A 24,343-nucleotide genomic window follows, 5' to 3' on the forward strand; every position below is an offset into this window, starting at 1 on the left:
GTGATAAAGACTATGGCGAGCACCACCGACCAGGCATGGAAAAGCGTCGCTTTGCTGACCTTTCTGGGAACCGCTGCAATCCTGGGCGTTTCCGTCGGCCTCAATTATCTGCTCCTGTTCTCCGAGGCGCTGACGCCATTTGGGCGCAGCATGATCACGGCAATCCTGTTGCCCGTTGTCCTTGGCGTTCCGCTTTTTCTGTTCGTTGGATTAAAACGGATCGAGCTTCGTCGCTATCGCCGGGAACTCGACAAGTCGGCAACCTTCGACACCATGACCGGCTGCCTGAACGGAGCGGTCTTCACGTCGATGGTCGAAAAAAGAACGGCACGGCCGTCGGTACCGGGGCCGAAATCGGGCGCCTTCCTGGTCATCCATTCGGAACATCTGCGGTCCATCAACCTGCGCTTTGGTCTTGAATGGGGCGATCAGGCCTTGCGGCTCATAGCCTCGACCATACAATCGTCGGTGCGTGCGGAGGATCTGGTTGGACGCATGGGGACGTCGATGTTCGGGGTTTTCCTCGCCGGCGCGACCGAAGCAGAAGCCAGGGAAATCGGCGAGCGTATCCGGGCGCGCATCGCGCAAGTCTATTTCGCGCCAAAAGGGACCGAGGATGCCCTGACCGTCAAGGTCGGCGGCGTGGTGTTCGAAAACCAGGTGGAGTTCGCGGACATGTTCCGGTCCGCCGAGCAGCGCATGGCCGGCGTCCAGGACGGAGCCGCGTTTGAACTGACGCATCTCCATAGCTGACAATCGCTGGGAGCCAGAGCCATTCGGAACCCAGGGGAACTGTCGGACGCGGCCGCGGTTACGCTGAGGACGGGGTAGCCCGTGAAGACGCCGCCCAGGTTTCGGCGATGGCGACGATCGCGGCGTTGATCGGTCCGCTCGGGATCGCCGGCATCACCGAGGCGTCTACGACAAAGGCATTGTCGAAGCCGTTCAGCCGCAAGTCAGGATCGACGACGGCCTCAGTGTCACGACCCATCCGGCACGTGCCGGCCGGATGGTGATGGGTGGAAGCAGCCCTGGCGATGAAAGCATCGAGTTCGGCATCGGACTGAACCGGTGCGCCTGGCAGGATCTCCATATCGCGCCATTCGCCCAGAGCCGCATGATGGCCGACCATGCGCGCCCGCTTCAACGCCATCCTGAATGTCGCGCGATCGTGTTCGGTTTCGAGGTAATGCGGGTCGATGACCGGCTTGTCATTGCGACCAGGCCCGCTCGGTGTGATGCGCCCGCGGCTTGTTGGATGAGTGACGCCGCACAGGATGGTAAAGGCCGAGCCATAAAGCGGGGTCTTCAGGCCCTCGGCCGCCGACGGCGCGACGACGCAGGCCAGCACGATATCGGGACTTCCCGTGGAGCGGGTCGGGTCATCGCTGTGCAGGTACATCAGCGATTCGGAGTGCTGCAGGCGGGAAGGCGGCACCGGCTTCTTCGTGCTGTAGACATTGCCGAGAGCCAGCAGATGATCCTGCAGGTTGCGGCCGACATCGTCGCGATCGGCAAGGCAACGTATGTCAGCTTGCTTCAGCGTATCGGGACAGCCAATGCCCGACCGCATGAGGATGAGCGGCGTGGATACTGCGCCGGCGCAAAGGACGATCCGGTCGGCGCAGAGCGTTCCGGTCTGGCCCCCGCACACCACGCTCACGCCCGTGATCTTGTGGCCGTCCAGCACCAGGTGCTCGACCTCGTGGCCGGCAAGCAAGGTCAGGTTCGGCCGCGCCATGACCTGCGACGACAGATAGGCGTCGGCGACGCTCAGGCGCTTGCCGTCACGTATGTTGAGTGAATTGGGACTAGTGCCGACCAGTTCGCCGCTGTTGTGGTCGCTCAGGGCGGGAGCACCCATGGCGCGCCCGGCGGCGATGTAGGCCCGCACGACCGGACTGACTTCGGCGTCCGGCAGATAGACGTCCAGCGGGCCACTCATGCCGCGTGTCGGCCCGTCGAAGGCAGTGAAGGCTTCGCTGCGGATGAAGCCCGGCAACAACCCCCGATAGGACCAGCGCTCGCCGCCAGCTTGCGCCCAGGGTTCGAAATCATCGGCATGGCCGCGGACATAGGCCATTGCATGCAGGCAGCTCGAGCCGCCGACGATCCTGCCGCGCGGCCATTCATGGACGCGGTTGGCGGTGAAGGGCTGGGGCACGGTCCGGTAGCTCCAGTCGTAGGCGCGGCCCTGAAGCATCGTCCATTTCAGCGGATCGGCGATGTCGGGATCGGCCGGCATCGCCCCGGCCTCGACGAGGCCGACCTGGCACGACCGGTCTTCACTGAGCCGGCTGGCAACAACCGAGCCGGCGGATCCCGCACCGATCACCAGCACGTCGAAATGACGTTTCAATTTGAAATTCCCCGCACAGGCTCACTATCGGAAGCTGATACGATCACGCGGCAAAGGCGCCGGCATTCGACCGTTCCATGATCTGTCTCTGCACGGACAAAAGGTGCGTGCGCATTGCGGCCTCTGCCGCTTCGGGATCGCGCTGCGAGATCGCTTCGGCGATCAGGCGATGCTCGCCGTCGCGGTGGGCGATCCGCTTGGGGCAGGTGGGGGCTGCGGTGCGCGCAACTTTCACCCGCGCATCGACGCCGACCTGGCGCAGCATCTTGTAGAATTCCGCGGCGAGATGGTTGCGGGCCGCGGCAACGATCGCGAGATGGAAAGCGAAGTCGACCTCACCCGACGGGGCGTTCTCCGGCGTGGTTGCCGCGTCGAGGATCCGCGCCGTCTCGAAAGAGGAGGCGCGCAGCGACGCCAGTCGGGCAAGGCCCGGCTCCATGATCAGGCGCAATTCCAGGACCTCGATCGGATTGGTTACCCTGACCAGTTCCTCGCCATATCTCGGAAGGGCGGTCGGCGCCCGCCTGGCGCGCGCCGGTTTGAGGTCGCCCGAAAGGCGCAGCACTTCAAGCGCCTTGCGAAGCTGATGGCGCTTGACGCTCAGATGTTGCGCAAGATCGCGCTCGGACGGAAGCTTGCCGCCGCCCTGCTGCAACTGGCGGACCGCGGCGATGATGTCGTCGAGATCCGATGGTCCGACCTGCGGCTCGAATGCGCTCAAAACCAAATCTCCTGTCCGATCGGCAGACCGCCGACTCAACGTCCCGACATCATATTGTGACACGAAAACCTGTTCGACGGCACTCAACCAATTCAACCAATCTACAACTGTACGCAATGGTTGACAACACTAGTTGCGCGATGGTTGACTGCCCATGTCGACGGTTGCCATCGCGGCGGACCGTCTTTCTCCCGAGGATCACGCATGCCGGCTGGCGAAACCTTTGACTACGTCATTGTCGGTGCGGGATCGGCCGGCTGCGTGCTGGCGAACCGGCTGAGCGAGGACCCTGCCGTATCGGTGCTTCTGCTGGAGGCGGGGGATTGGGACCGCGATCCGATGATCCACATCCCGCTCGGCTGGGGCAAGATACTGACCGAGCGCCGCCACGACTGGATGTATTTCTGCGAGCCCGAGGCCAATGTCGGCGGGCGCAAGGTCGAATGCGCGCGCGGCAAGGTCATCGGCGGCTCTTCCTCCACCAACGCCATGGCTTATGTGCGCGGCAATCGCGGCGACTACGATCGCTGGGCGGCAAGCGGCCTGACGGATTGGTCGTTCGACAAGGTGCTGCCCTACTTCAAGAAGCAGGAGCGCTGGGAAGCGGGGGAAAGCCGGTACCGTGGTGGCAGCGGGCCGCTGAACACCCAGTTCTGCCGGTACAAGGACGAACTGATCGATGCCTTCGCCACAGCCAGCCGTGATGCCGGATACCCGCAGACCGACGACTATAACGGCGCCATACAGGAAGGCTTCGGCCGGCTGCAGATGACGATCGCCAACGGCCGCCGCTGCTCGACCGCGACCGCCTATCTGCGGCCGGCCATGCGCCGCGGCAATGTCAAGGTGCTGACCGGCGCGATGGCGACGAAGATCCTGCTCAGGGATGGGCGCGCGGCGGGCATTGCCTACACCAGAGGCGGGGCGAGCCATGAAGTTCTGGCGCGGCGCGAAGTCCTGCTTGCCGGCGGCGTCATCAACACGCCGCAGCTGATGATGCTGTCAGGCATAGGCGACGGCGGTGAGCTCGCGGCGCATGGCATCGAGACGAAGGTCGATCGTGCGCAGGTCGGAAAGAATTTGCAGGACCATGTTTCGGTCATCCTGATGTATCGGCGCAAACAGCCGGGACCGTTTCTCAAGATGATGCGGGCCGATCGTATCGGGCTGGATTTCGTCAAGACCTATCTCACCGGAAAGGGCTTTTCGGGAGATGTGCCTGGCGGCGTCGTGGCATTCCTGAAGAGCGACGCAAGCCGGCCGCTGCCGGACGTGCAGCTGCTTTTCACCGCTGCACCGCTGGGGGCATGGCCTTACATGTCGCCGTTCAAGGCGCCGTTCGCCGACGGCTTTGCGACCCGTATCGTTGCGGTGCAGCCGGAGAGCCGCGGCAGCGTCAAGCTGGCGTCGAGCGATCCGGTCGCTGCGCCGCTGATCCACCAGAACTTCCTGTCCTCGCAGAGCGACTGGCAATCGCTTCGCGCCGGCTTTCGCGTTGCGCGCAACCTTGCCAGCCAGCCGTCCATGGCTCCGTTCGTTGGCGCGGAGTTCTTTCCCGGCCCGAAATGCGAGAGCGACGAAGAGATCGACGAGCATATCCGCAAGACCTCGATCACCGTGCATCATCCGGCCGGCACGTGCCGCATGGGCGTCGATGCGGCATCGGTGGTCGATCCGGAATTGCGGGTGCGCGGCATCGCCGGACTTCGTGTCGTGGACGCCTCGGTCATGCCCGACCTCGTCTGTGGTAACATCAATGCGGCGGTCATCATGATCGCCGAAAAGGCCGCGGATCTGATCCGCAGCCGCGCTCAACAGAGCGTGGCGGCCTGATAGAGGCGGCCGGAATACAACCAAAGTCTTTTGGTTGAGACTGAAAAACTGCGTTGGTTGGACTGTCATGCGCTTCCGCATGGCCGTGGCGAAGCGGTTCCACGCCCTGATTGCGAGCCGTATCTCGCGCATTTCTAGGCTATTCTGCCTATTTTTGGGCATTTGCCTTCCAAAAATGCACCTCAACCAAAAACTTATAAAATTCGCAATTTGGCTATTGTCGAGCAAAACCAATGCGAATACGGTTGAGTTGGTTAGAAGTATTTTCTTCGTGACGAGAGGTGTCCGATATGTCCCTGGCGCAACCAGCTAACGATGTGCTCACCAACAAGAAGGCAGCACTCAAGGGCCTCTATGACGCCCTCTACGCAAAGAACATGTTTCCGTTCTGGGCGACGTCGGAAGGCGTCGACCATGACGAGATCAAGCAGCTGATGGCGACGTCGAAGGCCGTTCCCTTCGTGTGGTCCTATTCGGACATCGAGCCGCTGCTGCAGCGCGCCGCCGAACTGGTGACCATGGACGACAGTGAGCGCCGTTCGCTGATCCTGGTCAATCCCGGTCTTGCGCCCAAGCGTGCATCGGTCAGCACCATGTACACCGCCTACCGCCTGAACGATCCCGACGAGATCATGCCGCCGCACAAGCACTCGCCGAGCGCCATCCGCTTCGGCCTGACCGGCAAGGGCAATTTCACCGGCGTCGAGGGCGAAGACGTGGTTTTTGGCCCGGGCGACATGGTGCTGACGCCCAACGACGCCTGGCACAATCATGGCACCGTCGGCGGCGAGCAGGCGGTCAACCTGTCGGTGCTCGACTTGCCGCTGGTCGAAACGCTGCATGCCGTCCATTTCGACCACAAATACACCGAGATGGTCGATGGCAAGGAAGTCGAGAAGAAGGTGCAGACCGCCCGCTATCCCGGTGACTACTCACAGCGCATCTATGGCGAGGGTGGCCTGATGCCGCGTTTCGTCGACCACAAGCGCGGCGGCGGCCTGTCGTCGCCGATGTATGTCTATCGCTGGGAGAAGATGGAAGCGGTCCTCGACGCCCACAAGGATTGGGATGGCGACCCCCATGAAGGCATCGTCATCGACTATGTCGATCCGACCACCGGCGGACCCGTCTTCCACACCATCAATTTCTACGTGCAGATGCTGCGCCCCGGCGAGAAGACCTTGCCGCAGCGCGAGACCGCCAGCCTGCTCTTGGCGCCGTTCCGCGGCAACGGCCATTCGATCATCGACGGCAAACGTTATGACTGGAACCAGTTCGACACCATCGCCATACCTGGCGGTTCCTGGGTCGAGCATGTCAACGGCTCGTCGAGCGAGCCGGTGATCTTCTTCGGCGCCACTGATGCGCCGACGCAGAAGGCGCTGCTCCTCTACAAGCGCTGGGGCCGCAACCAGGCCGGCGATCTGCTCCGCCTCGTCTAGTTTCCGGTCCTTCGGCAAGCACTGTCCCGCCGCGATTGGCGGCGTGGACATCGAAAACGACGCTTCAGCAGCAAGGGTGTATGCATTTGGTTTCGGCGTTCAACACCAAGCAGATCGGCCATGTCGACTGTCCAGGCGGCGGCCAGGTCTGGGTCGATGGCAACATCCTTTATATCGGCCACATGCGGCCGCCGAGCGGCACGACGCTGGTCGATATTTCCGACCCGCGCAATCCGCGCAAGATAGCCACGATCGATGTTCCGCCCGGCTGGCACTCGCACAAGGTGCGCGCCAAGGATGGGCTGATGATCATCAACCACGAGCGCTTTGGCGATGCCGGCCCGGCCGATTTCGGCGGCGGACTGGCGCTTTACGACACAACCAAGCCGGCGCAGCCCAAGCTCATCTCGAAATGGATAACCGGCGGCAAGGGCGTCCACCGCTACGACTTCGACGGCCGTTACGTCTACATCTCGCCGACCGCCGACGGTTATGTCGGCAACATCGTGATGATCCTCGACCTGATCGATCCGGCACAGCCGGTCGAGGTCGGACGCTGGTGGATACCCGGCCAGTGGACGGGTGGCGGCGAAGAATACCCGTGGCATGACTATGTCACGCCGCGTTGCCACCATCCGCTGCGCATGGGCGACCGGCTCTATGTCAGCTACTGGCATCACGGCCTGTTCATCCTCGACATTTCGGACATCACCAAGCCGAAACTGGTCTCGCACGTCAATTCGAGCCCGAGCTTTCCGCATCCCACCCACACCTGCCTGCCGATCCCGCAGTTGCTGAAGGGCCGCAACATCATGGTGGTGGCGGACGAGGATGTCGCCAAACTGCGACCTTCGCCGCCGGCCTTCACCTGGATCTACGACATCACCGACGAGACCAACCCGTTGCCGATCTCGACCTTCCAGGTGCCGGGCCTCGACCCGGATGGCGCGCCGCAACCGCCGATGACCGGCTGCCACCAGCCCTCCGAGCGGTTCAATGGAACCGTCATTCCGTTTGCATGGTTCGCGCAGGGGCTGCGCCTCGTCGACATCGCCGATCCGTTCGCGCCAAAGGAAGTCGGCCATTTCATGCCCGACGCGCCGGAGGGGGCGGAGCGTTCCTCGTCCAACGACGTGACCATCGACGACCGCGGCATCGTCTACCTGATCGATCGCATCCGCGGCGTCGACATCATCGAAACCAGCGTTCTCTAGGGGGGTATGTTGAGCGACAGCACGCGAAAATCCGCCAGCCACTACGCCATCGGCAACAAGAACCCGAACCTGCCGTTTCATCCGGCGGTGCGTGCGGGCGATTTCATCTTCGTCTCGGGCCAGGTGCCGAAGGACGAGAACAACAACGTGATCAGCGGCACGATCGAGGAAGAGACGCTGGCGACGCTGAAGACCATTGCACGCGTCATCGCGCATGAAGGCGCGACGCTGTCGGATGTCGTGCGGATCACCACCTATCTCGAGGATACGCGCGATTTCGGCCGCTACAACAAGGCGTTCCTCGAAGGGATCGGCGACGCCGTTCTGGCACGCACGACCGTCGAGGCAAAGGCCGTCATCAACACCAAGATCGAAATGGACGCCATCGTCTACAAGCCGCTGCCGGCGAGCAAGTAGGCCTTGGACACTAGCGAGGAGACGACATGTACAAGCTGTTAGGCCGCCAGACATCAGGCAACGTCCAGAAGGTGCTCTTCATGCTCGAAGAGCTGGGGGCCTCCTACAAGCGCGAGGATTATGGCCGCCAGTTCGAGAACACGCAGACGGCGGAATACAAGGCGCTCAACCCGACCTCCAAGGTGCCGACGCTGGTCGACGGCGACACCGTGATCTGGGAGTCCAACACCATCCTGCGCTATCTCGCGGCATTCGGCGGCGAACAGTTGAATGGCGCCACGCCGGCCGAAAAGACCGAGGTCGAGCGCTGGATGGACTTCCTGCTGGCTGCGGTCAATCCGGGCTACCTGGCGGCCTTCAAGGGCGCCAAGCTCACGCCCGAAGAACAGACCGCCGAATACAAGGAACAAGTGAAGGACCTTGTCGCGCAGCTCAAGATCGTCGACGGCCACCTGGCCGGCAAGGACTTCCTGGCGCTCGGCAAGCTGACCCTTGCAGACATTGCCTGCGCGCCGATCCTGAAGCGCTGCGTCGACTTCAAGATCGACCGGCCGTCGATGCCCAATCTGGAGCGCTGGGTGGCCGCAATCGCCGCCCGGCCGGCTTTCAAGGCGGCAACCACTGCTGCTCCCGCAAAGGCGGCATGATGATCAAGCGCGCCGCTCTCATCGGACTGGGAACGATGGGTCCAGGCATCGCCGCGCGGCTTTCGCGCGGCGGGCTCGATGTGACGGCGTATGATGTTTCGCCAGGGGCAATCGAGCGCGCCCGCGGCATGCTCGATCTCGCCGGCGGCGTGCTCGACCGTCTCGACATCAAGGCGCCCGGGACTGGCGCCGGCAGCGTGCGTTTCGTCGAGACGATCGCCGAGGCCGTCGATGGCGCCGAACTGGTGATCGAGAACGTGCCCGAGAATATCGACATCAAGGCGCAGACCTATCGCGACATCGATCCGCTGATCGGCCCGTCTGTCATCGTCGCCTCCGACACGTCGGGCATCCCGATCACCAAGCTGCAGGCGCATATCTCGCAACCCGAGCGGATGGTCGGCATGCACTGGTCGAACCCGCCGCACATCATCCCGATGATCGAGGTGATCGGCGGCGAAAAGACCGCGCCTGAAACCGTGACTGTTATCCGCGATCTCATCCGCTCGATCGGCCTGCTGCCGGTGGTGGTGAAGAAGGACGTTCCAGGCTTCGTCGAGAACCGCGTGCTCTATGCGCTGCTGCGCGAGGCGGTCGATCTTGTCGAGCGCGGCGTCATCGAGCCGGAAGACCTCGACACCTGCGTATCCTGGGGCATCGGCTACAAGATTGCCGTCATCGGCCCGATGGCGCTGCTCGATATGGCGGGGCTGGATATCTACAAATCCGTCTCGTCCTTCCTGAATGCCGATCTCTCCAACCGTGACGATGTCGCGCCGATGGTGCTGGAGAAGACGGCCGCGTCGAAGTTCGGCATCAAGTCGGGCGAGGGCATGTTTGCCTACACGCCCGAGCAGACAAAAGCGCTGCAAGGTGAACGGGCGCGCAAGCTCGTCGCGGTGCGGCGCATCCTGGAAGGCCGGGAGTAGCCAATGTCACATGGTGCGCAGAGGGCAGGCCGGTTCGAGGAGTTCCACCGGTCGGCTGTTTGTGTGAAGGGCGCCTTCGCCATCAAGATGGTGCGGGTGCGGCAGAAAACAGCACGCGGGGCGGCAAGCCATGCGCATTGAAACCATCCGAGCCGCCGGCGACAGGCCGGCCCATATCCGCCATGACGATCTGATCTCCGCCAAAGGCGTTTCGGTGGTCATCGCCCGGCAGCTGATCCTCAGGAACATCGATCTTTCGGTGCCAAAGGGATCGTTCGTTTCCCTTATCGGCCCTTCCGGCTGCGGCAAGAGCACTTTGCTCAAGGTGCTGGCCGGGCTGGTGCAGCCGACCCAGGGCAGCGTTTCGATCGCCGGGCTCGCGCCGATCGAGGCTGCGCGCAAGCGGATGATCGGCCTCGTCTTCCAGGACGCCAACCTGCTCCCCTGGAAAAACGCCGTCGACAATGCCTCGCTGCTGCTCGGCATCGCCGACAAATCGCTGTCGCGCTCGGATCTGCGGGCGCGCGGGCAGGAGATGCTGGAATTGGTCGGGCTGGGCGACAGCGCCCACAAGCGGCCAAACGAGCTGTCGGGTGGCATGCGGCAGCGGGTTGCCATCGCACGGGCCCTGGCGCTCGACCCGGCGGTCCTGCTGATGGACGAACCGTTCGGCGCGCTCGACGCCATCACCCGCGATTCGATGGGCCAGTCGCTGCTGGAGATCTGGCAGCGTACCGGCAAGACGATCGTGCTCGTCACCCATTCCATCGACGAGGCCATCCATCTGTCGCGCCATGTTCACGTGCTAGGGATCAAGCCGGGGCGGATCACCGAGAGCCTCGACATTGCGCTGCCTTATCCGCGCGACCTGTCGGTCACCGAAGATCCGGAGTTCGTCAGGCTGGTGGTCCAGTTGCGAACGATGCTGCGCTCCAGCCATCAACCGGGAGGCGCGTCTTGAGCGACCAACCCATCACGGACCTTTCCGAGCCGCGCCTCGCCTCCAGCTGGAGTGCGGCGACCGGCAGTTGGCTGCCGGCGGTCATCCTCCTGCTGGTGACGATCGTGCTGTGGGAAGCGGCCGTGCGGATCTTTGCCATATCCGCTTTCATCATTCCCGCCCCTTCCGAGATCGCGAAGTCGCTGGTCGCGCAATGGGGCACGCTGATGCAGGCGACGCTGGTGACGGCGGGCGAGATCCTGTTCGGCTTCCTGGTCTCGGTCGTGGTCGGCATTGCCATTGCGCTGGTCATCGTGCGCTTCGATTGGTTGGGACGCGCGCTGTATCCGCTGGTGGTGCTGTTCCAGAACGTGCCGAAAGTCGCGCTGGCGCCGATCTTCATCCTCTGGTTCGGCTATGGGCTGGCGCCCAAGATCGGCCTCATCCTGGTCATTGCGTTCTTCCCGGTGACGCTCTCCATGCTGGCCGGCATGCAATCGGTCGATCGCTCGCTGCTGTCGCTGATGAATTCGGTCGGGGCCAGCCAGACGCAGATCCTGTTCAGGATCCGCGTTCCGCACTCGCTGCCGAACCTTATGGCCGGAACCAAGATCGCCGCCACGTTGAGCGTGATCGGCGCCATCGTCGGCGAATTTGCCGGGGCGTCGGACGGTCTCGGCTACGTCATCCAGTTCGCTTCGACCCAGCTCGACACGGCGCTGGTCTTCGCAGCGCTGCTGCTCGTTTCCGTGCTTGGCATCGCCTTCTACTACGCCGCCGAAATCCTCGAACGCATCGTGGTGCCGTGGGCGCCGAAATTCAGCCAGTCCTAGGCCCACTCGATCAACCAAATTCATAAAGGGGAACAAAACATGCTGAGACGGTCACTTATCAAGGCAGCTACCTTGGCAGCTTTTGTCGGCGCACTCGGCTTCTCCAGCGCGGCTCTGGCGGCCGACAAGGTCAACGTCCAGCTCGACTGGGTGGTGCGCGGCAATCACGCCATGTTCTTCGTCGGCAAGGAAAAGGGCTTCTTCGCCAAGAACGACATCGATGTGGCCGAGATCCGCAAGGGGTCCGGCTCGCCGGACGCGATGCGGCTGGTGGGTAATGAGAACGCGGATTTCGGGTTCGGCGATCTTCCCACGCTTGCCGTCGCACGGTCGCAGAATGTCCCGGTCGTGGCGCTGGCGGCTGTCAACCAGCACTCGCCGCTGGGGATCATTTCGCTGGCCAAGACGCTGAAGCTCACCAAGCCGTCCGACCTCAAGGGACTGACCATCGGCATTCATCCGGCCGGCTCCACCTACATCTTCTTCAAGGGTTTCCTGGCCGCCAACGGCCTGACCGAAAAGGACATGACGCTGAACAGCGTCTCGCCTCCCTATGAAAGCTATTTGCTGCTTGGCCGGGTTCAGACGGTCGTCGGCTATATCGATGCGGAGGTTCCCGAGCTGGAAGCGAAGGCCGGAGGCCCCGGCTCGCTCAGCATCATGATGGGGGCGGACCATGGGTGGAAAGCCTATGGCTCGGGCCTGTTCACCTCGCAGGCGATGATCAAGGACAAGCCGGACGTCGTACGCCGCTTCGTCAAGGCATACAGGGAGGCCTTCGACTATGTCGTGGCTCATCCGGAAGAGGCCGCCGAGATCACGGCCAAGGCCGCGCCCGGCTATGCGGAGAAAAAGGATGTACTGCTGGCGCAGATCAACGCCGACATCGCCTCGACGTTCAGCAGCCCCGACACAAAGGAACACGGTCTTGGCTGGATGACGAAGACGCAGTGGGAGGAGACCCTGAAGACGCTGACGGACCAGGGGGTGCTCAAGACGGCTCTGTCGGCGGACGACGTCTTCACCGACGCATTCCTGGCAAAAGAATAAGGGGCGCGCGGTGTTCGAACGGAAAGCCCGATGACCGCCTACCGGCAGACCAGGCTGTCCCGCGCGATGCCGCAGGACACATCACGCTCGCCTTTCGCCGCATCGGTGCGGTCGAGCGTGACCTGCACGCGGGTGGCATATGCGCGGCTCGCCAGACCGCACCACAGCCGCTCGACGGGCAGGTTCTCGCGTTTGTCGTTGAGGATCGTGAACGTGCCGGTCTTCGCATCGAACCAGAGCTCGACGCGGGTCTTCTTGCCCGGCTCGACCGTTGCGATCCCGGCTGAATACCAGTGGGCGAAGTCGGCGTTGCAGGAGAGGCTTTCGCTGCCCGCATTCGAAATCGTCAACGGAACCATGTCGAGCCCGTCAGTGCCGGTGCGGACGGTGACATGGTGCAACTCAACCGCGTTGGCGAAGGACGACAACGCCAGCATCACCGGAAGGCCATAACGGATCTTCACTTTGCCTGAGCTCCATAATGTAATTTTTCCTAGGCAGTCTATCTCGCTTTTGCGCAATAACAATAAGAATATTGATTGGTAAAACAACAGAGAGGGTAACATGTTAAAGTTTCTTAAGAGCAGTGTAAGTGCAGCTATATTGACCGGTGTCTTGATGAGCGGCGCGCTTGCCGGCGAGGTCAAGTCGATCGCCATCCTGACGCCCGAAGAAGGCACGGACTATGGCTGGAACCAGCAAGGCATCGACGCCGCCAAGGCGGCGGGCAAGGCCGCCGGCGTCGAAGTGGTCGTGGCCCAGGGCCTCGGCTATGGCGACGTTCGTCCGACCTTGCGGGAACTTGCCTCCGACGGCGCCAGCCTGTTGATCGCGCATGCCAGCGGCTACAACACCTCGGCGCCCGAAATCGCCAAGGAACTGAAAGTTCCGGTGGCGATCGTCGACACGCCAGCCGGCTTGGAGAAGGGCCTCGTCGCCGACTATACGCTGAGCGGCCACGAGGGTGCCTATCTGGCCGGCCGTCTCGCCGCCAAGGTGTCGCGTTCCAAGTCGGTCGGCATCGTCGTCTCGGGCGAACCGCCATCGTGGAATTCGCAGTCGGCGGCGTTCGCACAAGGCGTGAAGGCGGAAAACCCTGACGTCAAGATCACCTATGCGGTGATCGGCCCTGCCGCCTACAGCGACGCGGCCGGCGGCAAGCGCGTCACCGAAAGCGTGATCGCATCGGGTGCCGACATCATCTTCGGCCAAGGCAACGGTTCGAGCTTCGGCATGCTGCAGGCGGTCGAGACGACCAAGGCAGCCGATGGCGGCAAGGTCTATTTCATCGACGTCATCGGCGACAAGTCACCGATCGACAAGGGCTTCCTGCTGTCGTCGGTGGTGTGGAACATCGAGCCGGTCTATGCGGCGATGATTGCCGACCTGAAGGCCGACACGTTCGGCACCAAACACTATACGATCGGCCTCAAGGACGACTCGGTCAAGCTGCTGAAGACCGCTGCGATCCCGGACAATGCCTGGACGGAAATCCAGGCGCTGCGCGAGGACGTCATTTCCGGCAAGATCAAGGTTGAGCCGGTCTATGACGCGGCCGCCGTCAGGGCATTGATGACCAGCGTCGCCCAGTAAGGCGATCACGGCCGGCTGCCGGAGGGGTGATCCGTTCACCCCTCCGGACGATTCCCGTTTTTTTGGTGCTGGGCTTTCATGAGCGGTTTTTCTTCATCGTCCGTTGCAGGGCGCGACATCGTCGCGCTTGAAGGCGTGACCAAACGGTTCCCCGGCATCGTTGCCAATGACAGCGTCGACCTGTCGATCCGCCCGGGCGAAGTGCATGTGCTATTGGGCGAGAACGGCGCTGGAAAATCGACACTGATCGGCATGTTGTCCGGCCTGCAGCAGCCGGACGAAGGACGCATACTGGTCGACGGCAAACCGACGCCGATCACCTCGCCGCGCCATGCGCTGACACTCGGCATCGGCACTGTATTCCAGCACATGATGCTGGTGCCGACGCTGACGGTGGCGGAAAATCTCCTGCTTGGCGGGCCGTGGTGGCAGCGCCCCAGGACCGAGGAACTGGCGGCGCGCGTCGCCGAGATCACCGGCACGCTCGGCATCACCGTCAAGCTTCAAGCCAAGGTATCGGAGTTGTCGCTCGGCGAGCAGCAGCAGGTCGAGATTCTGCGCGCGATGCTGCGCAACAGCCGGCTGCTCATCCTTGACGAGTCCACCTCCATGCTGACGCCGAAAGGCATCGACGAACTCGGCGCACTGATGCGCCGCCTTGTCGAGCAGGGCCTGGCGATCGTCTTCATCACCCACAAGCTCAAGGAGGCGGCTGCCTTCGGCGATCGCATCTCGGTGCTGAAGCTCGGCCGCAAGGTCGGCGAGATCCCGCCCGAGCGGTTTCGCGCGCTGGGCGAACAGGAGATCGTCTCGGAGATCGTGGAATTGATGTTCGGCAAGCAGAAGGATGATCCGGAAGCCGTCGAGCGTCCGGTCCGCACTGCCCGAGCAGAAGCGGCCCCGCTGCTTCAGGTCGCAGATCTGGCGGTCGCGCCGACGGACAATGCGCCGGGCCTGTCGTCGATCTCCTTCGACATCCGCCCGGGCGAGATCCTGGGCATTGCCGGCATCGACGGCAACGGCCAGAAGCAACTGGCGGAAGCGCTGGCCGGCCAGCGTACAGCTGCCGGCGGCTCGATACGGCTGGACGGCGCCGCCATCGAGACGCTGAGCGTCGGCGAGCGCCGCCGGCGCGGCCTTCGCTACCTGACCGACGACCGGCTGGGCGAGGGCACTGTCGGAACCTTCCCGGTCTCGATCAACTTCTTCCTCAAGCAGGTCGGCGCGGCCCCGTTCTGGCGCAACGGCGTCGAGCAGCGCGCGGAGATCGACAAGCGCGCCGCCCAGCTCGTGCGCGAATATGACGTGCGTACGCCGAGCCTGAAGACGCCTGTCGCGCGGCTGTCCGGCGGCAACATCCAGAAGGTGCTTCTGGCACGGGAACTGGCTGAGGGCGCCAAGGTGGTGATCTTCAACAAGCCGACCTACGGGCTCGATCTCGCCAACACTTTGGCGTCGCGCCAGCGCATTCGCGACACGGCGGCGCGTGGCCTTGCGGTGCTGCTGATCTCCACCGACCTCGAGGAATTGCTTGGCATGTGCGACCGCATCGCCGTCATCGCCGACGGAGCTTTGGTCGGCACCGTCGAGAATGCCGACGATGCCCGCACCAAGGTCGGTCGCCTGATGATCGGACTTGCCGCATGAGCATCGACACCGCACCCACGGTCAGTGCCACCGCACTCGATGCCACGAGCGGGGCAAGGACGCGCCGCGACATCGCGCATCGGCTGCTGATGACGCTCGGCCCGATCCTCATCGCTCTCGTCATAGCCGGCTGTATCCTGCTTGCGGTCGGCGTCGACCCGCTCGCCTACTACGGCTTCGTGCTGGAGAAAGGACTGTTCTCGCCGCTCGGCATCCAGCAGACGCTGACGCGCATGGCGCCGCTGCTGTTTCTTGCCGCCGGCCTGATCGTGGCCTTTCGCGCCGGCATGTGGAATCTCGGCGGCGACGGCCAGTTCCTGCTCGGCGCGGTGACGGCGGCGGCCAGCGCTCCTATGTTCGTGCAGGTCATGCCAGCCTGGCTGGCGCTGGTCTGCTCGTTCCTCATCGCCATGGTGGTGGCGATGATCTGGTCGCTGGTGCCGGCCCTGCTGCGTGCCTATCAGGGCGTCAACGAGATCATCACCACGCTGATGATGACGTTCCTCGGCACCTCGCTCGCCAATGTGCTGGTCAAGCTGGCGTTTCGCGACCCCAACACGACCGTGCCGCAGACCCGTACGCTGCCGGTGGAAGACCGGTTGCCGCGCCTGTTCGAAACGACCATCACCAGCGGCTTGCTGCTTGGGCTGGCGGCGATCGTCATCGTGCATCTGGTGATGACGCGCACGGCGTTCGGGCTGAAGCTGAGGATCGTCGGCGCCAATCCACGCGCGGCGGTTCACTCGGGACTCGGTGTCCCCGGCCTGACCGTCGCCGTCTTCGCCATTTCGGCCGGGCTGGCCGGGCTTGCCGGCGCCGTCGACATCATCGGCGTCCAGGGCAATGTCCGCGCCGACTGGAATCCCGCCTATGGGCTTGCCGTGATTCCCGCCGTGTTTCTCGCCCGCATGAACGGCTTTGCGGCAATCGGCTTCGTGTTCCTGCTCTCGGTGCTTTCGATCGGCGGCGAGAGCGCGGCGCGCCGGCTCGGCGTGCCCAATCATTTCACTCTGGTGCTGGTTTCCATCGTGCTGATCGTGCTCGCGCTCGCCGAATATTTCGATCACCGATACAACCAGTCGCGGAGGGCCTAGGCATGACCGGGCTGTTCAGCGAAGTCTTTCTCAGCGCGCTCCTGTTCGGCGCCGTCACCGCGGCGATCCCGCTGCTGCTTGCCGGGCTCGGCGAGCAGATCTCCGAGAAGGCGGGCGTGCTCAATATCGGCATCGAAGGCATGATGCTGGCCGGCGCCTATCTCGGCTTTGTCGGCGCTTTCTATTCCGGGTCGCTGTGGCTGGGTTTTCTCACCGGTGCCGCCGGGGGTGCTGCGGTGGCGCTTGTCATGGCGCTGCTTTGCGTGCGCATCGGGCTGAACCAGATCGTCATCGGCATCGCGCTGACCTTGGGGCTCGAGGGCCTGACGGCACTGCTCCACCATTTCCAGTTCTCACGCAGCTACCCGCGCCTGCCCGCGGCGGATGCGACCGTCATTCCGCTGCTTTCGGACATCCCGGTCATCGGGCCTGCATTCTTCAAGCATCATCTGATCGTCTATCTGGCGGTCGCGCTGGTTTTCGGCATGAGCTACCTCTATCGGCGCACGCAACTCGGCCTCAATTTGCAGGCGGCAGGCGACAAGCCGGCCGCGCTCGATGTCGCCGGCATCGATGTCGTGCGGACCCGCACCATCGCCGTGTTGACGACCGGAGCGCTGGCTGGGCTCGGCGGCGCCTATCTCGCCAATGTCGGGGCTGGGCTGTTCATTCCGTTCATCACCAATGGCGCGGGCTTTCTCGGCATCGTGCTGGCCATGCTGGCGCGCGGTCGCCCGATCTGGGTGCTGTTCGGTGCGTTGCTGTTCGGTGTCTGCCTGTCGCTGACGACGGCCATGCAGGTGGCCGGGATCAACATACCGACCGACATCATCCAGATGCTGCCGTTCCTGGCGGTGATGATCATGCTGGTGCTGTTCGGCCGGCGCGCGAGCCTGCCGGCGGCGCTCGGCATTCCATACGAGCGCGGCGCGCGCTGAGGACAATTCATGCGCGGATGGGACCCGCGCCAATAAAGGAGGCAAGAATGTCGGATACCAAGGTCTACCTGCTCGATGGCGGCTCGCTCGTTCTCGACGGCTATCATGTGTTCTGGAATCGCGGCCCTGGCGGCGAAGTGCGCTTCCCGGTCTATTCGATCCTGATCGAGCATGCCGAGGGCCGGTTCCTCATCGACACCGGCTACGACTACGATCACGTGATGAAGGTGCTGCCGTTCGAAAAGCCGATCCAGGAAAAGCACCAGACCATCCCCGGCGCCCTGGCGCTGCTCGGCCTCGAACCGAAGGACATCGACGTCGTCGTCAATTCGCATTTCCACTTCGATCATTGCGGCGGCAACAAGTATTTTCCGCATGCCAAGAAGATCTGTCACCGGACCGAGGTGCCGCAGGCGTGCGATCCGCAGCCCTTCGAACATCTCGGCTATTCCGATCTGAGCTTTTCGGCGGAGGCTGCCGAAGCGCGTGGCGCGACCGGGCAATTGCTTGCGGGAACGACACGGGCGAACTCGACCTTTGAAGGCATCGATGGCGACGTCGAGCTTGCCAGGGGCGTCCGGCTGATCTCGACGCCCGGCCATTCGATCGGCCATTACAGCCTGCTGGTCGAGTTCCCCAAGCGCAAGCCGATCATGTTCACGATCGACGCGGCCTATACGCAGAAGAGCCTTGAAACGCTGTGCCAGGCGGCCTTCCACATCGACCCGGTGGCGGGCGTCAATTCGATGCGCAAGGTGAAGAAACTTGCCGAGGACCATGGCGCCGAGCTGATGTACTCGCACGACATGGACAACTTCAAGACCTACAGGACCGGCACGCAATTCTACGGCTGACCCCCGCCAATCCGGAGACCAAGACGATGCGTTATCTCGAACATGCCGATCCGGTCATCACCCTGACCGCGGGGCCGGTGAACGCCTATGCCGAAGTGCTGCGCGGCCTCGGGCGCACGGTGCTCTACGACTACGACCCGGCGTTCCAGCTTTTCTACGAAGGTGTGGTCGACAAGGCGCAAAAGGCGATGCGGCTGTCGAACAAGCCGGTCATCCTGCATGGCGAGCCGGTGCTTGGCCTGGAGGCCGCCGCGGCCTCGCTGATCACGCCGGACGATGTCGTGCTCAACCTTGCCTCAGGCGTTTACGGCAAGGGGTTCGGCTATTGGGCGAAGCGTTATTCGCCACATCTGCTCGAGATCGAGGTGCCCTATAACGAGGCGATCGATCCGCAGGAGGTCGAGGCAATGCTGAAGGCGCATCCGGAGATCACCGTCGTTTCCGTCTGCCACCACGACACGCCGTCCGGCACCATCAATCCGATCGACGCCATCGGTGCGCTGGTTTCAGCGCATGGCGGCTATCTCATCGTCGATGCCGTCTCGTCCTTTGGCGGCATGAAGACGCATCCCGGGGATTGCAAGGCCGATATCTATGTCACCGGCCCGAACAAATGCCTGGGCGCGCCTCCCGGCCTGACGATGATGGGTGTCAGCGAGCGGGCCTGGGCCAAGATGAAGGCCAATCCCCTGGCGCCGCGCGCGTCGATGCTGAGCATCGTCGACTGGGAGCATGCGTGGTCGCGGGACAAGCCGTTTCCATTTACGCCGTCGGTCTCGGAGATCAACGGGCTCGATGTCGCGCTCGACCTCTACCTCAATGAGGGACCGGAGGCGGTGTGGGCGCGCCATGCACTCACCGCCAAGGCCATGCGCGCTGGCGTTGCCGCGATGGGCCTGTCGATCTGGGCTGCCAGCGACAGCATCGCGTCGCCGACCACGACCGCTGTCCGCACGCCCGAAGGTTTCGACGAGAAGGCGCTTCGCCAGGCCGCGCGCGCCCGTTACGGCGTGGTGTTTTCGTCGGGGCGCGGCGAGACCTTGGGAAAGCTGACGCGCATCGGCCATATGGGACCGACCGCCCAGCCGATCTATGCGATCGCGGCGCTGACGGCACTGGGCGGCGCCATGAATGCGGCCGGCCAGAAACTGGCGATCGGCAGGGGCATCGACGCGGCGCTGGCCGTGATCGACGCCGACGCCTGAACAGACATCACCACGGATTGAGGGAGCATTTTCATGACTGAACGGCTTGCGGGAAAGACGGCCCTGGTTACAGGCGCCGCGCAGGGTATCGGCAAGGCGATCGCAGCGCGGCTTGCCGCCGACGGGGCAACCGTCATCGTCAGCGACATCAATGCCGAAGGCGCCGGGGCGGCGGCCGCGGCGATAGGCGGAAAGGCGAGGGCGATCGCCGCCGACATTTCCGATCCGGCATCCGTCAAGGCACTCTTCGGAGAAATCCAGGCCCTGACCGGGGGCATCGACATCCTGGTCAACAATGCCAGCATCGTGCCGTTCGTCGCCTGGGACGATGTCGATCTCGACCATTGGCGCAAGATCATCGACGTCAATTTGACCGGCACTTTTATCGTCAGCCGTGCCGGTACGGACCAGATGCGTGCGGCGGGGAAGGCCGGACGGGTAATCAGCATCGCATCCAACACCTTCTTTGCCGGCACGCCGAACATGGCTGCCTATGTCGCGGCCAAGGGTGGCGTCATCGGCTTCACCAGGGCGCTCGCCACCGAGCTTGGCAAATACAACATCACCGCCAATGCGGTGACGCCCGGCCTGATCGAGAGCGACGGCGTCAAGGCGAGCCCGCACAACGAGGCGTTCGGCTTCGTCGAGATGCTTCAGGCGATGAAAGGCAAAGGGCAGCCGGAACATATCGCGGACGTGGTCTCGTTCCTGGCCTCCGACGATGCGCGCTGGATCACCGGCCAGACGCTCAATGTCGACGCCGGGATGGTGCGCCACTAGCCAAAGCGCATCCCAAAAACTGTTACGCATTTCGGAACGACCTGCATCGGGGTTGCTGCAGCGGACGGGCGCGGCCATCAAAGGGAAATCATAGTGGACTTCGGATTCGACACGTCGGTTTTCGACGAGCTGACGATTGCAATGCTGGTCGCCGGCCTGGCCATGACCGGCGTGGCGTCCGGCGTGCTGGCTGGCCTGCTGGGAGTCGGTGGCGGTATCGTCATCGTCCCGGTGCTGTTCTGGGTGCTTAGCCTGTTCCAGTTTTCTCCTGATGTGATCAGCCATCTGGCGGTGGCGACGTCGCTTGCGGTCATTATCCCCACCTCGATCTCATCGATGCGGTCACACAACAGGCGCGGCAACGTTGATCGGCCTCTGCTCAATCTGTGGGGCCCGGCCATTTTCGTCGGTGCCCTCGTCGGTGGCATCATGTCGAAATTCATCCCGGGCGCCGGCTTGCGGCTGGTCTTCGGCGTCGTCGGCCTGCTGGTGGCCGTCAACATGGCGTTGCCGAAGCACCTCGTGATCTCCGATCACCTGCCGAAAAGCGGCTGGATCAACCGCGCGATCGCTGCTGTGATCGGCTTTGTCTCTTCGCTCATGGGGATTGGCGGCGGCACATTGTCGGTGCCGACGCTTTCCAGCTTCTCCTTTCCGGTGCACCGGGCCGTCGGCACATCGTCGGCGCTTGGCCTGCTTATCGCGCTTCCAGCGGTGGCCGGCTTCATCTGGTCGGGTCTCGCAATTGCAGGCAGGCCTCCGCTCAGCCTGGGTTACGTCAGCCTGCCGGCGGTTGCCATCATAGCGCCGGTGAGCTTTCTGTTTGCACCCTTGGGCGCCAAGCTCGCCCACGCGCTCAACCCGCGCTACCTGAAGCTTGCCTTTGCGTTCTTCCTGGCGATCACGGCCGGGCGAATGCTGCTTTCCTGAATCCGGTTCAGCGGCCTACTGCTATTTTTCCCGCATGGCCCGGCGGAAGTTCTGCGTGATCGGCTCGGCGAGATAAGAAAGCACGGTGCGAGCCCCCGTCCGGATCATCGTCTCGCTCGACATGCCGGGCAGCAGCTTGCGGCCCTCCAGCTTGCCGAGTTCGCTTTTGTCGATCACAACTGTCGCCGCGAAATAAGGTGCGCCGCTGCGTTCCTCAACCATGCGGTCAGCCGACACGATCTCCACGACGCCCTCGAGCGGCGGCAGGTTGTAGCGGGCGAAGGCCGGGAAGCTGACGCGCGCGAGCTGTCCGGGTGCGATCGTCTCGACATCCTCCGGCTTGACCATAGCCTCGACCACGAGTTGTTGTCCGAGCGGTACGATCGTCATCAATGTCTCACCGGGTTTCACGACACCGCCCGCGGTATGGACCTTCAAGTCCATGACGATGCCGTCAACCGGCGCGACAACGTTGGTACGGCTAAGCACGTCCCTGGCGGAACGCTCCTGCTGTCCGAGGTCAAACAGCTCCGCCTCGACCTTGCTCAACTCGTCGACGGCCTCGTTCAGGCGCACTGTGTTGAGGTTCAGGATCTGCATGTCGATCTCGGCCATGGCGCTTCCGGCACGGGCGATTGCCGCGACATTGGTGGCGCGCTCGCCCTCGATCTCCCGCTGCTGGCGTCTGAGCGACAAGTTCCGTTCGCGGGTGGTCAGCCCTTTCTTGAGCAGACCCTCAAGGTCTTTGCTTTCACCCTCGATTGCCTCGATCTGCTTGTCTTCCGTGACGATAAGCTGCTCCAGCCCCGTTATCTCTTCCTCGACCTGGTGACGGCGCTGGCCGAGAATTTCCTGCTCGTCCTTCAGATTGTGGTGCTTCGCTGTAAACACGTCACGCTGTGCTGCCACCGCGTCCTTCACGGCGATCGCGGGGTTTGCGAGCAACGCCGGATTGAACTCGATCTCGGTCTTGCCGTCACGCTCGGCCCTGAGACGCGCGGCCAGCGCCTCACGCGTTGCTATCCGGTTCTGGATCAGGTCGAGCTGCGCCTTTGCCTGCGTGTCGTCGAGCCCGACGAGGATCTTGCCCGCCTTGACGATATCCCCGTTGGCGGCGTTCAACTCCGCGATGATGCCGCCCTCGAGGTGCTGGATGAGCTTGCGGTCGCCGGCGACCTTGATCACGCCCGACGCCACCGCAGCGCTGTCCAGCGGCGCCAGGGCCGCCCATCCCCCGGCCACGCCGAAGAACAGGAACATGATCGCGAAGCCGGTGCACGTCACGCCGGTGAGACGGAGGGGTTGCGGCTCCAGGAGAGAGGGCGGCGCGAGGGGCAGCGGCACGACCTTCAATTCGGGGGGGCGGCTCATGCTTCCTTGACCTCTTTGATTTCCTTCACCACTTCAAGGGCTGGCAACTGGGCCGCCTTGGGCAGATGGGCCACCTTGCCGACACGGCTGGCGAGTTCGTTGAAGACATGGTCGCGCGGCCCGAAGAGATCTTGCTGACCCCTGTTGAGGACCAGTATCTTGTCTACCTTGTCCAAAATGCTGGCGCGGTGCGCGATAAGGATAACGGTCGTATTCGTCGCCTTGGCCACGCCGAGAGCGGCAATCAATGCCTCCTCGCCCTCCCTGTCGAGGTTGGAATTGGGTTCGTCGAGGATAAGCAGCGCGGGGTCGCCGTAGAGTGCCCGCGCCAGCCCGATGCGCTGGCGCTGCCCGCCCGACAGTATCGCACCCGCTTCGCCGATTTCGGTGCCGTACGCCTTCGGCAGTCCTTTGATCAGCTCGTGGACTCCCGCCAACTGCGCGGCCTCGACCACCTTGTTGAAGACCGCCGGGTTGAGCATCGCGAAGCGGCAAATGTTTTCGGACACGGTGCCGGCGAAGAGCTCGATGTCCTGCGGCAGATAGCCGACATGACGACCACGGTCTTCCGCCGCCCATTGGGCAACATCCGTTCCGTCCAGCAAGGCGCGCCCCGCGGACGGGCGCCAGGCGCCGGCGAGTATGCGCGCCAGGCTCGTCTTGCCAGCCCCGCTCGGACCGATCAACGCCATCGCTTCACCCGGCTCGAGGCGGAAGTTGATCCCCTTGAGGATGTGCTCGCCACCCTGCCGGGCAAGCACAAGGTTGTCGGCCTCAAACCTGCCTTTCGGACGGGGCAGTGGCAGGACCGGTGTGGCCTCCCGGTGCTGTCCGGCGACCGCGGTGAGGCGCCGGTAAGCGGCACGGGCTCCGACCGTCGCCTTCCAGGTGCCGATCGCTTGCTCGACCGGTGACAATGCGCGGCCCATCAGGATCGAGGCGGAGATCATGATACCGGGCGAGGCCTCGTTGCGAAGAACCAGATAGGCACCGAGGCCGAGTATGGCCATTTGCAGGGCCAGCCGGTGACAACGCGCGATGGCCGCGATGACCCCACCCCGGTTAGCGGCAAGGACTTGTCCTTTGTTCGCCTCGTCCTGCTGTGCCTTCCAGCCTTCCATCAGCGGCTTTAGCATACCCATCGCCTGGACGACCTCGGCGTTGCGGATCGTCGCCTCGGCCTGCACGTATGCCCGCGACTGTGCATTTGCAGCCTCGGTCAATGGTTTGCGTGTGACGTATTCGTTGAGCAACGCCAACGCAAAGAGGACAATCCCGCCGCACAGCGCCAACCAGCCCAGCCAGGGGTGCATGACGAATATGGCGGCGAAAAACAACGGTGCCCAAGGCGCGTCAAGAATCGGGAAGATGCTCGGGCTGGTGAAGAAATTCCGCACTTGATCCAGGTCGCGTAGCGGACGGGCGTTGGCATGACCGGGCGCCGAGGCGGCATATTCCACGGATGCGGTCAGGAGAACCGGTGCCAACCGCGCGTTCATCCACGATCCGACTTTAGCCAGAAGACGCCCGCGCACCACCTCCAGCC

General features: G+C 63.5%; 24 protein-coding genes. 19 read left to right on the plus strand and 5 right to left on the minus strand.

The features are described from left to right. Positions 1–753, plus strand: a 753-nt coding sequence (locus EN984_RS00655; RefSeq protein WP_245480015.1) for a GGDEF domain-containing protein, incomplete at its 5' end; no start/stop codon positions are given. 58 nt (positions 754–811) lie between these two features. On the opposite strand, the gene EN984_RS00660 is transcribed toward EN984_RS00655, so the two are convergent. Together EN984_RS00660 and EN984_RS00665 are read right to left on the minus strand one after the other, a co-directional pair. Beyond that, on the minus strand, positions 812–2,359 hold the full coding sequence (locus EN984_RS00660; protein WP_164748746.1) for a GMC family oxidoreductase N-terminal domain-containing protein: 1,548 nt from the start codon (positions 2,357–2,359) through the stop codon (positions 812–814). Between the two features lie 43 nt (positions 2,360–2,402). Then, the gene (locus EN984_RS00665) at positions 2,403–3,080 is read right to left on the minus strand and encodes an FCD domain-containing protein (protein WP_127267698.1); all 678 of its coding nucleotides are present in this window, start codon (positions 3,078–3,080) and stop codon (positions 2,403–2,405) included. A 204-nt stretch (positions 3,081–3,284) separates the two neighbouring features. Here EN984_RS00665 and EN984_RS00670 point away from each other — a divergent pair, with 204 nt between their 5' ends. From EN984_RS00670 to EN984_RS00710, 10 genes are all read left to right on the plus strand, one after another. Next, positions 3,285–4,913 (plus strand): choline dehydrogenase, encoded by a 1,629-nt coding sequence (locus tag EN984_RS00670; RefSeq protein WP_127267699.1) that lies wholly within the window; start codon positions 3,285–3,287, stop codon positions 4,911–4,913. Positions 4,914–5,203: 290 nt separating this feature from the next. Then, positions 5,204–6,355 carry a cupin domain-containing protein gene (locus EN984_RS00675; RefSeq protein WP_027039500.1) on the plus strand — a complete coding sequence of 384 codons (1,152 nt, stop codon included), beginning with the start codon at positions 5,204–5,206 and terminating at the stop codon, positions 6,353–6,355. An 80-nt stretch (positions 6,356–6,435) separates the two neighbouring features. Beyond that, complete coding sequence (locus tag EN984_RS00680) at positions 6,436–7,569, plus strand: hypothetical protein (protein WP_127267700.1); 1,134 nt, start codon at positions 6,436–6,438, stop codon at positions 7,567–7,569. A 6-nt stretch (positions 7,570–7,575) separates the two neighbouring features. Further along, the gene (locus EN984_RS00685) at positions 7,576–7,986 is read left to right on the plus strand and encodes a RidA family protein (protein ID WP_127267701.1); all 411 of its coding nucleotides are present in this window, start codon (positions 7,576–7,578) and stop codon (positions 7,984–7,986) included. A 26-nt stretch (positions 7,987–8,012) separates the two neighbouring features. Further along, a complete protein-coding gene (locus EN984_RS00690; protein ID WP_013529861.1) occupies positions 8,013–8,633 on the plus strand; it encodes a glutathione S-transferase family protein in 621 nt (206 codons plus the stop codon). Continuing rightward, on the plus strand, positions 8,633–9,562 hold the full coding sequence (gene fhmpcd1, locus EN984_RS00695; RefSeq protein ID WP_127267702.1) for a 5-formyl-3-hydroxy-2-methylpyridine 4-carboxylate 5-dehydrogenase: 930 nt from the start codon (positions 8,633–8,635) through the stop codon (positions 9,560–9,562). The genes EN984_RS00690 and fhmpcd1 overlap by 1 nt, the downstream gene beginning before the upstream one ends. A 3-nt stretch (positions 9,563–9,565) precedes the next feature. Continuing rightward, entirely contained in the window at positions 9,566–9,703 is a 138-nt protein-coding gene (locus EN984_RS37535; RefSeq protein WP_164748745.1) for a hypothetical protein, read from the plus strand. Then, complete coding sequence (locus EN984_RS00700) at positions 9,693–10,523, plus strand: ABC transporter ATP-binding protein (RefSeq protein ID WP_127270364.1); 831 nt, start codon at positions 9,693–9,695, stop codon at positions 10,521–10,523. The genes EN984_RS37535 and EN984_RS00700 overlap by 11 nt, the downstream gene beginning before the upstream one ends. Beyond that, positions 10,520–11,335 carry an ABC transporter permease gene (locus EN984_RS00705; protein ID WP_127267964.1) on the plus strand — a complete coding sequence of 272 codons (816 nt, stop codon included), beginning with the start codon at positions 10,520–10,522 and terminating at the stop codon, positions 11,333–11,335. The genes EN984_RS00700 and EN984_RS00705 overlap by 4 nt, the downstream gene beginning before the upstream one ends. A 39-nt stretch (positions 11,336–11,374) precedes the next feature. Further along, the gene (locus EN984_RS00710; RefSeq protein WP_127267963.1) at positions 11,375–12,385 is read left to right on the plus strand and encodes an ABC transporter substrate-binding protein; all 1,011 of its coding nucleotides are present in this window, start codon (positions 11,375–11,377) and stop codon (positions 12,383–12,385) included. A 38-nt stretch (positions 12,386–12,423) separates the two neighbouring features. On the opposite strand, the gene EN984_RS00715 is transcribed toward EN984_RS00710, so the two are convergent. Continuing rightward, the gene (locus tag EN984_RS00715; protein WP_127267962.1) at positions 12,424–12,849 is read right to left on the minus strand and encodes a hypothetical protein; all 426 of its coding nucleotides are present in this window, start codon (positions 12,847–12,849) and stop codon (positions 12,424–12,426) included. 100 nt (positions 12,850–12,949) lie between these two features. Between EN984_RS00715 and EN984_RS00720 the strand changes: the two genes are divergently transcribed. From EN984_RS00720 to EN984_RS00755, 8 genes are all read left to right on the plus strand, one after another. Further along, entirely contained in the window at positions 12,950–13,978 is a 1,029-nt protein-coding gene (locus EN984_RS00720) for a BMP family protein (RefSeq protein WP_127267961.1), read from the plus strand. Between the two features lie 78 nt (positions 13,979–14,056). Then, positions 14,057–15,625 (plus strand): ABC transporter ATP-binding protein, encoded by a 1,569-nt coding sequence (locus tag EN984_RS00725; RefSeq protein ID WP_127270365.1) that lies wholly within the window; start codon positions 14,057–14,059, stop codon positions 15,623–15,625. After that, the gene (locus EN984_RS00730) at positions 15,622–16,719 is read left to right on the plus strand and encodes an ABC transporter permease (RefSeq protein WP_127267959.1); all 1,098 of its coding nucleotides are present in this window, start codon (positions 15,622–15,624) and stop codon (positions 16,717–16,719) included. The genes EN984_RS00725 and EN984_RS00730 overlap by 4 nt, the downstream gene beginning before the upstream one ends. Positions 16,720–16,721: 2 nt before the next feature. Then, positions 16,722–17,657: an ABC transporter permease gene (locus EN984_RS00735; protein WP_127267958.1), complete on the plus strand. Its 936-nt coding sequence runs from the start codon at positions 16,722–16,724 to the stop codon at positions 17,655–17,657. A gap of 47 nt (positions 17,658–17,704) precedes the next feature. Then, entirely contained in the window at positions 17,705–18,511 is an 807-nt protein-coding gene (locus tag EN984_RS00740; protein WP_127267957.1) for a 4-pyridoxolactonase, read from the plus strand. Between the two features lie 26 nt (positions 18,512–18,537). Further along, positions 18,538–19,716, plus strand: coding sequence for an alanine--glyoxylate aminotransferase family protein (locus EN984_RS00745; RefSeq protein WP_127270366.1), 1,179 nt, complete (start codon positions 18,538–18,540; stop codon positions 19,714–19,716). 33 nt (positions 19,717–19,749) lie between these two features. Next, positions 19,750–20,496, plus strand: coding sequence for an SDR family NAD(P)-dependent oxidoreductase (locus EN984_RS00750; protein WP_127270367.1), 747 nt, complete (start codon positions 19,750–19,752; stop codon positions 20,494–20,496). Between the two features lie 93 nt (positions 20,497–20,589). After that, the gene (locus EN984_RS00755; RefSeq protein WP_127269265.1) at positions 20,590–21,426 is read left to right on the plus strand and encodes a sulfite exporter TauE/SafE family protein; all 837 of its coding nucleotides are present in this window, start codon (positions 20,590–20,592) and stop codon (positions 21,424–21,426) included. A 21-nt stretch (positions 21,427–21,447) separates the two neighbouring features. Here EN984_RS00755 and EN984_RS00760 read toward each other — a convergent pair whose 3' ends face one another. Both EN984_RS00760 and EN984_RS00765 read right to left on the minus strand, forming a co-directional pair. After that, the gene (locus tag EN984_RS00760) at positions 21,448–22,797 is read right to left on the minus strand and encodes an HlyD family type I secretion periplasmic adaptor subunit (protein WP_127269264.1); all 1,350 of its coding nucleotides are present in this window, start codon (positions 22,795–22,797) and stop codon (positions 21,448–21,450) included. Then, the coding region (locus EN984_RS00765; RefSeq protein ID WP_127276609.1) for a type I secretion system permease/ATPase at positions 22,794–24,343 on the minus strand (1,550 nt) is incomplete at its 5' end. The genes EN984_RS00760 and EN984_RS00765, both read right to left, overlap by 4 nt.

Source organism: Mesorhizobium sp. M7A.F.Ca.CA.004.12.1.1 (assembly GCF_003997835.1).
Classification (GTDB): Bacteria; Pseudomonadota; Alphaproteobacteria; order Rhizobiales; family Rhizobiaceae; genus Mesorhizobium.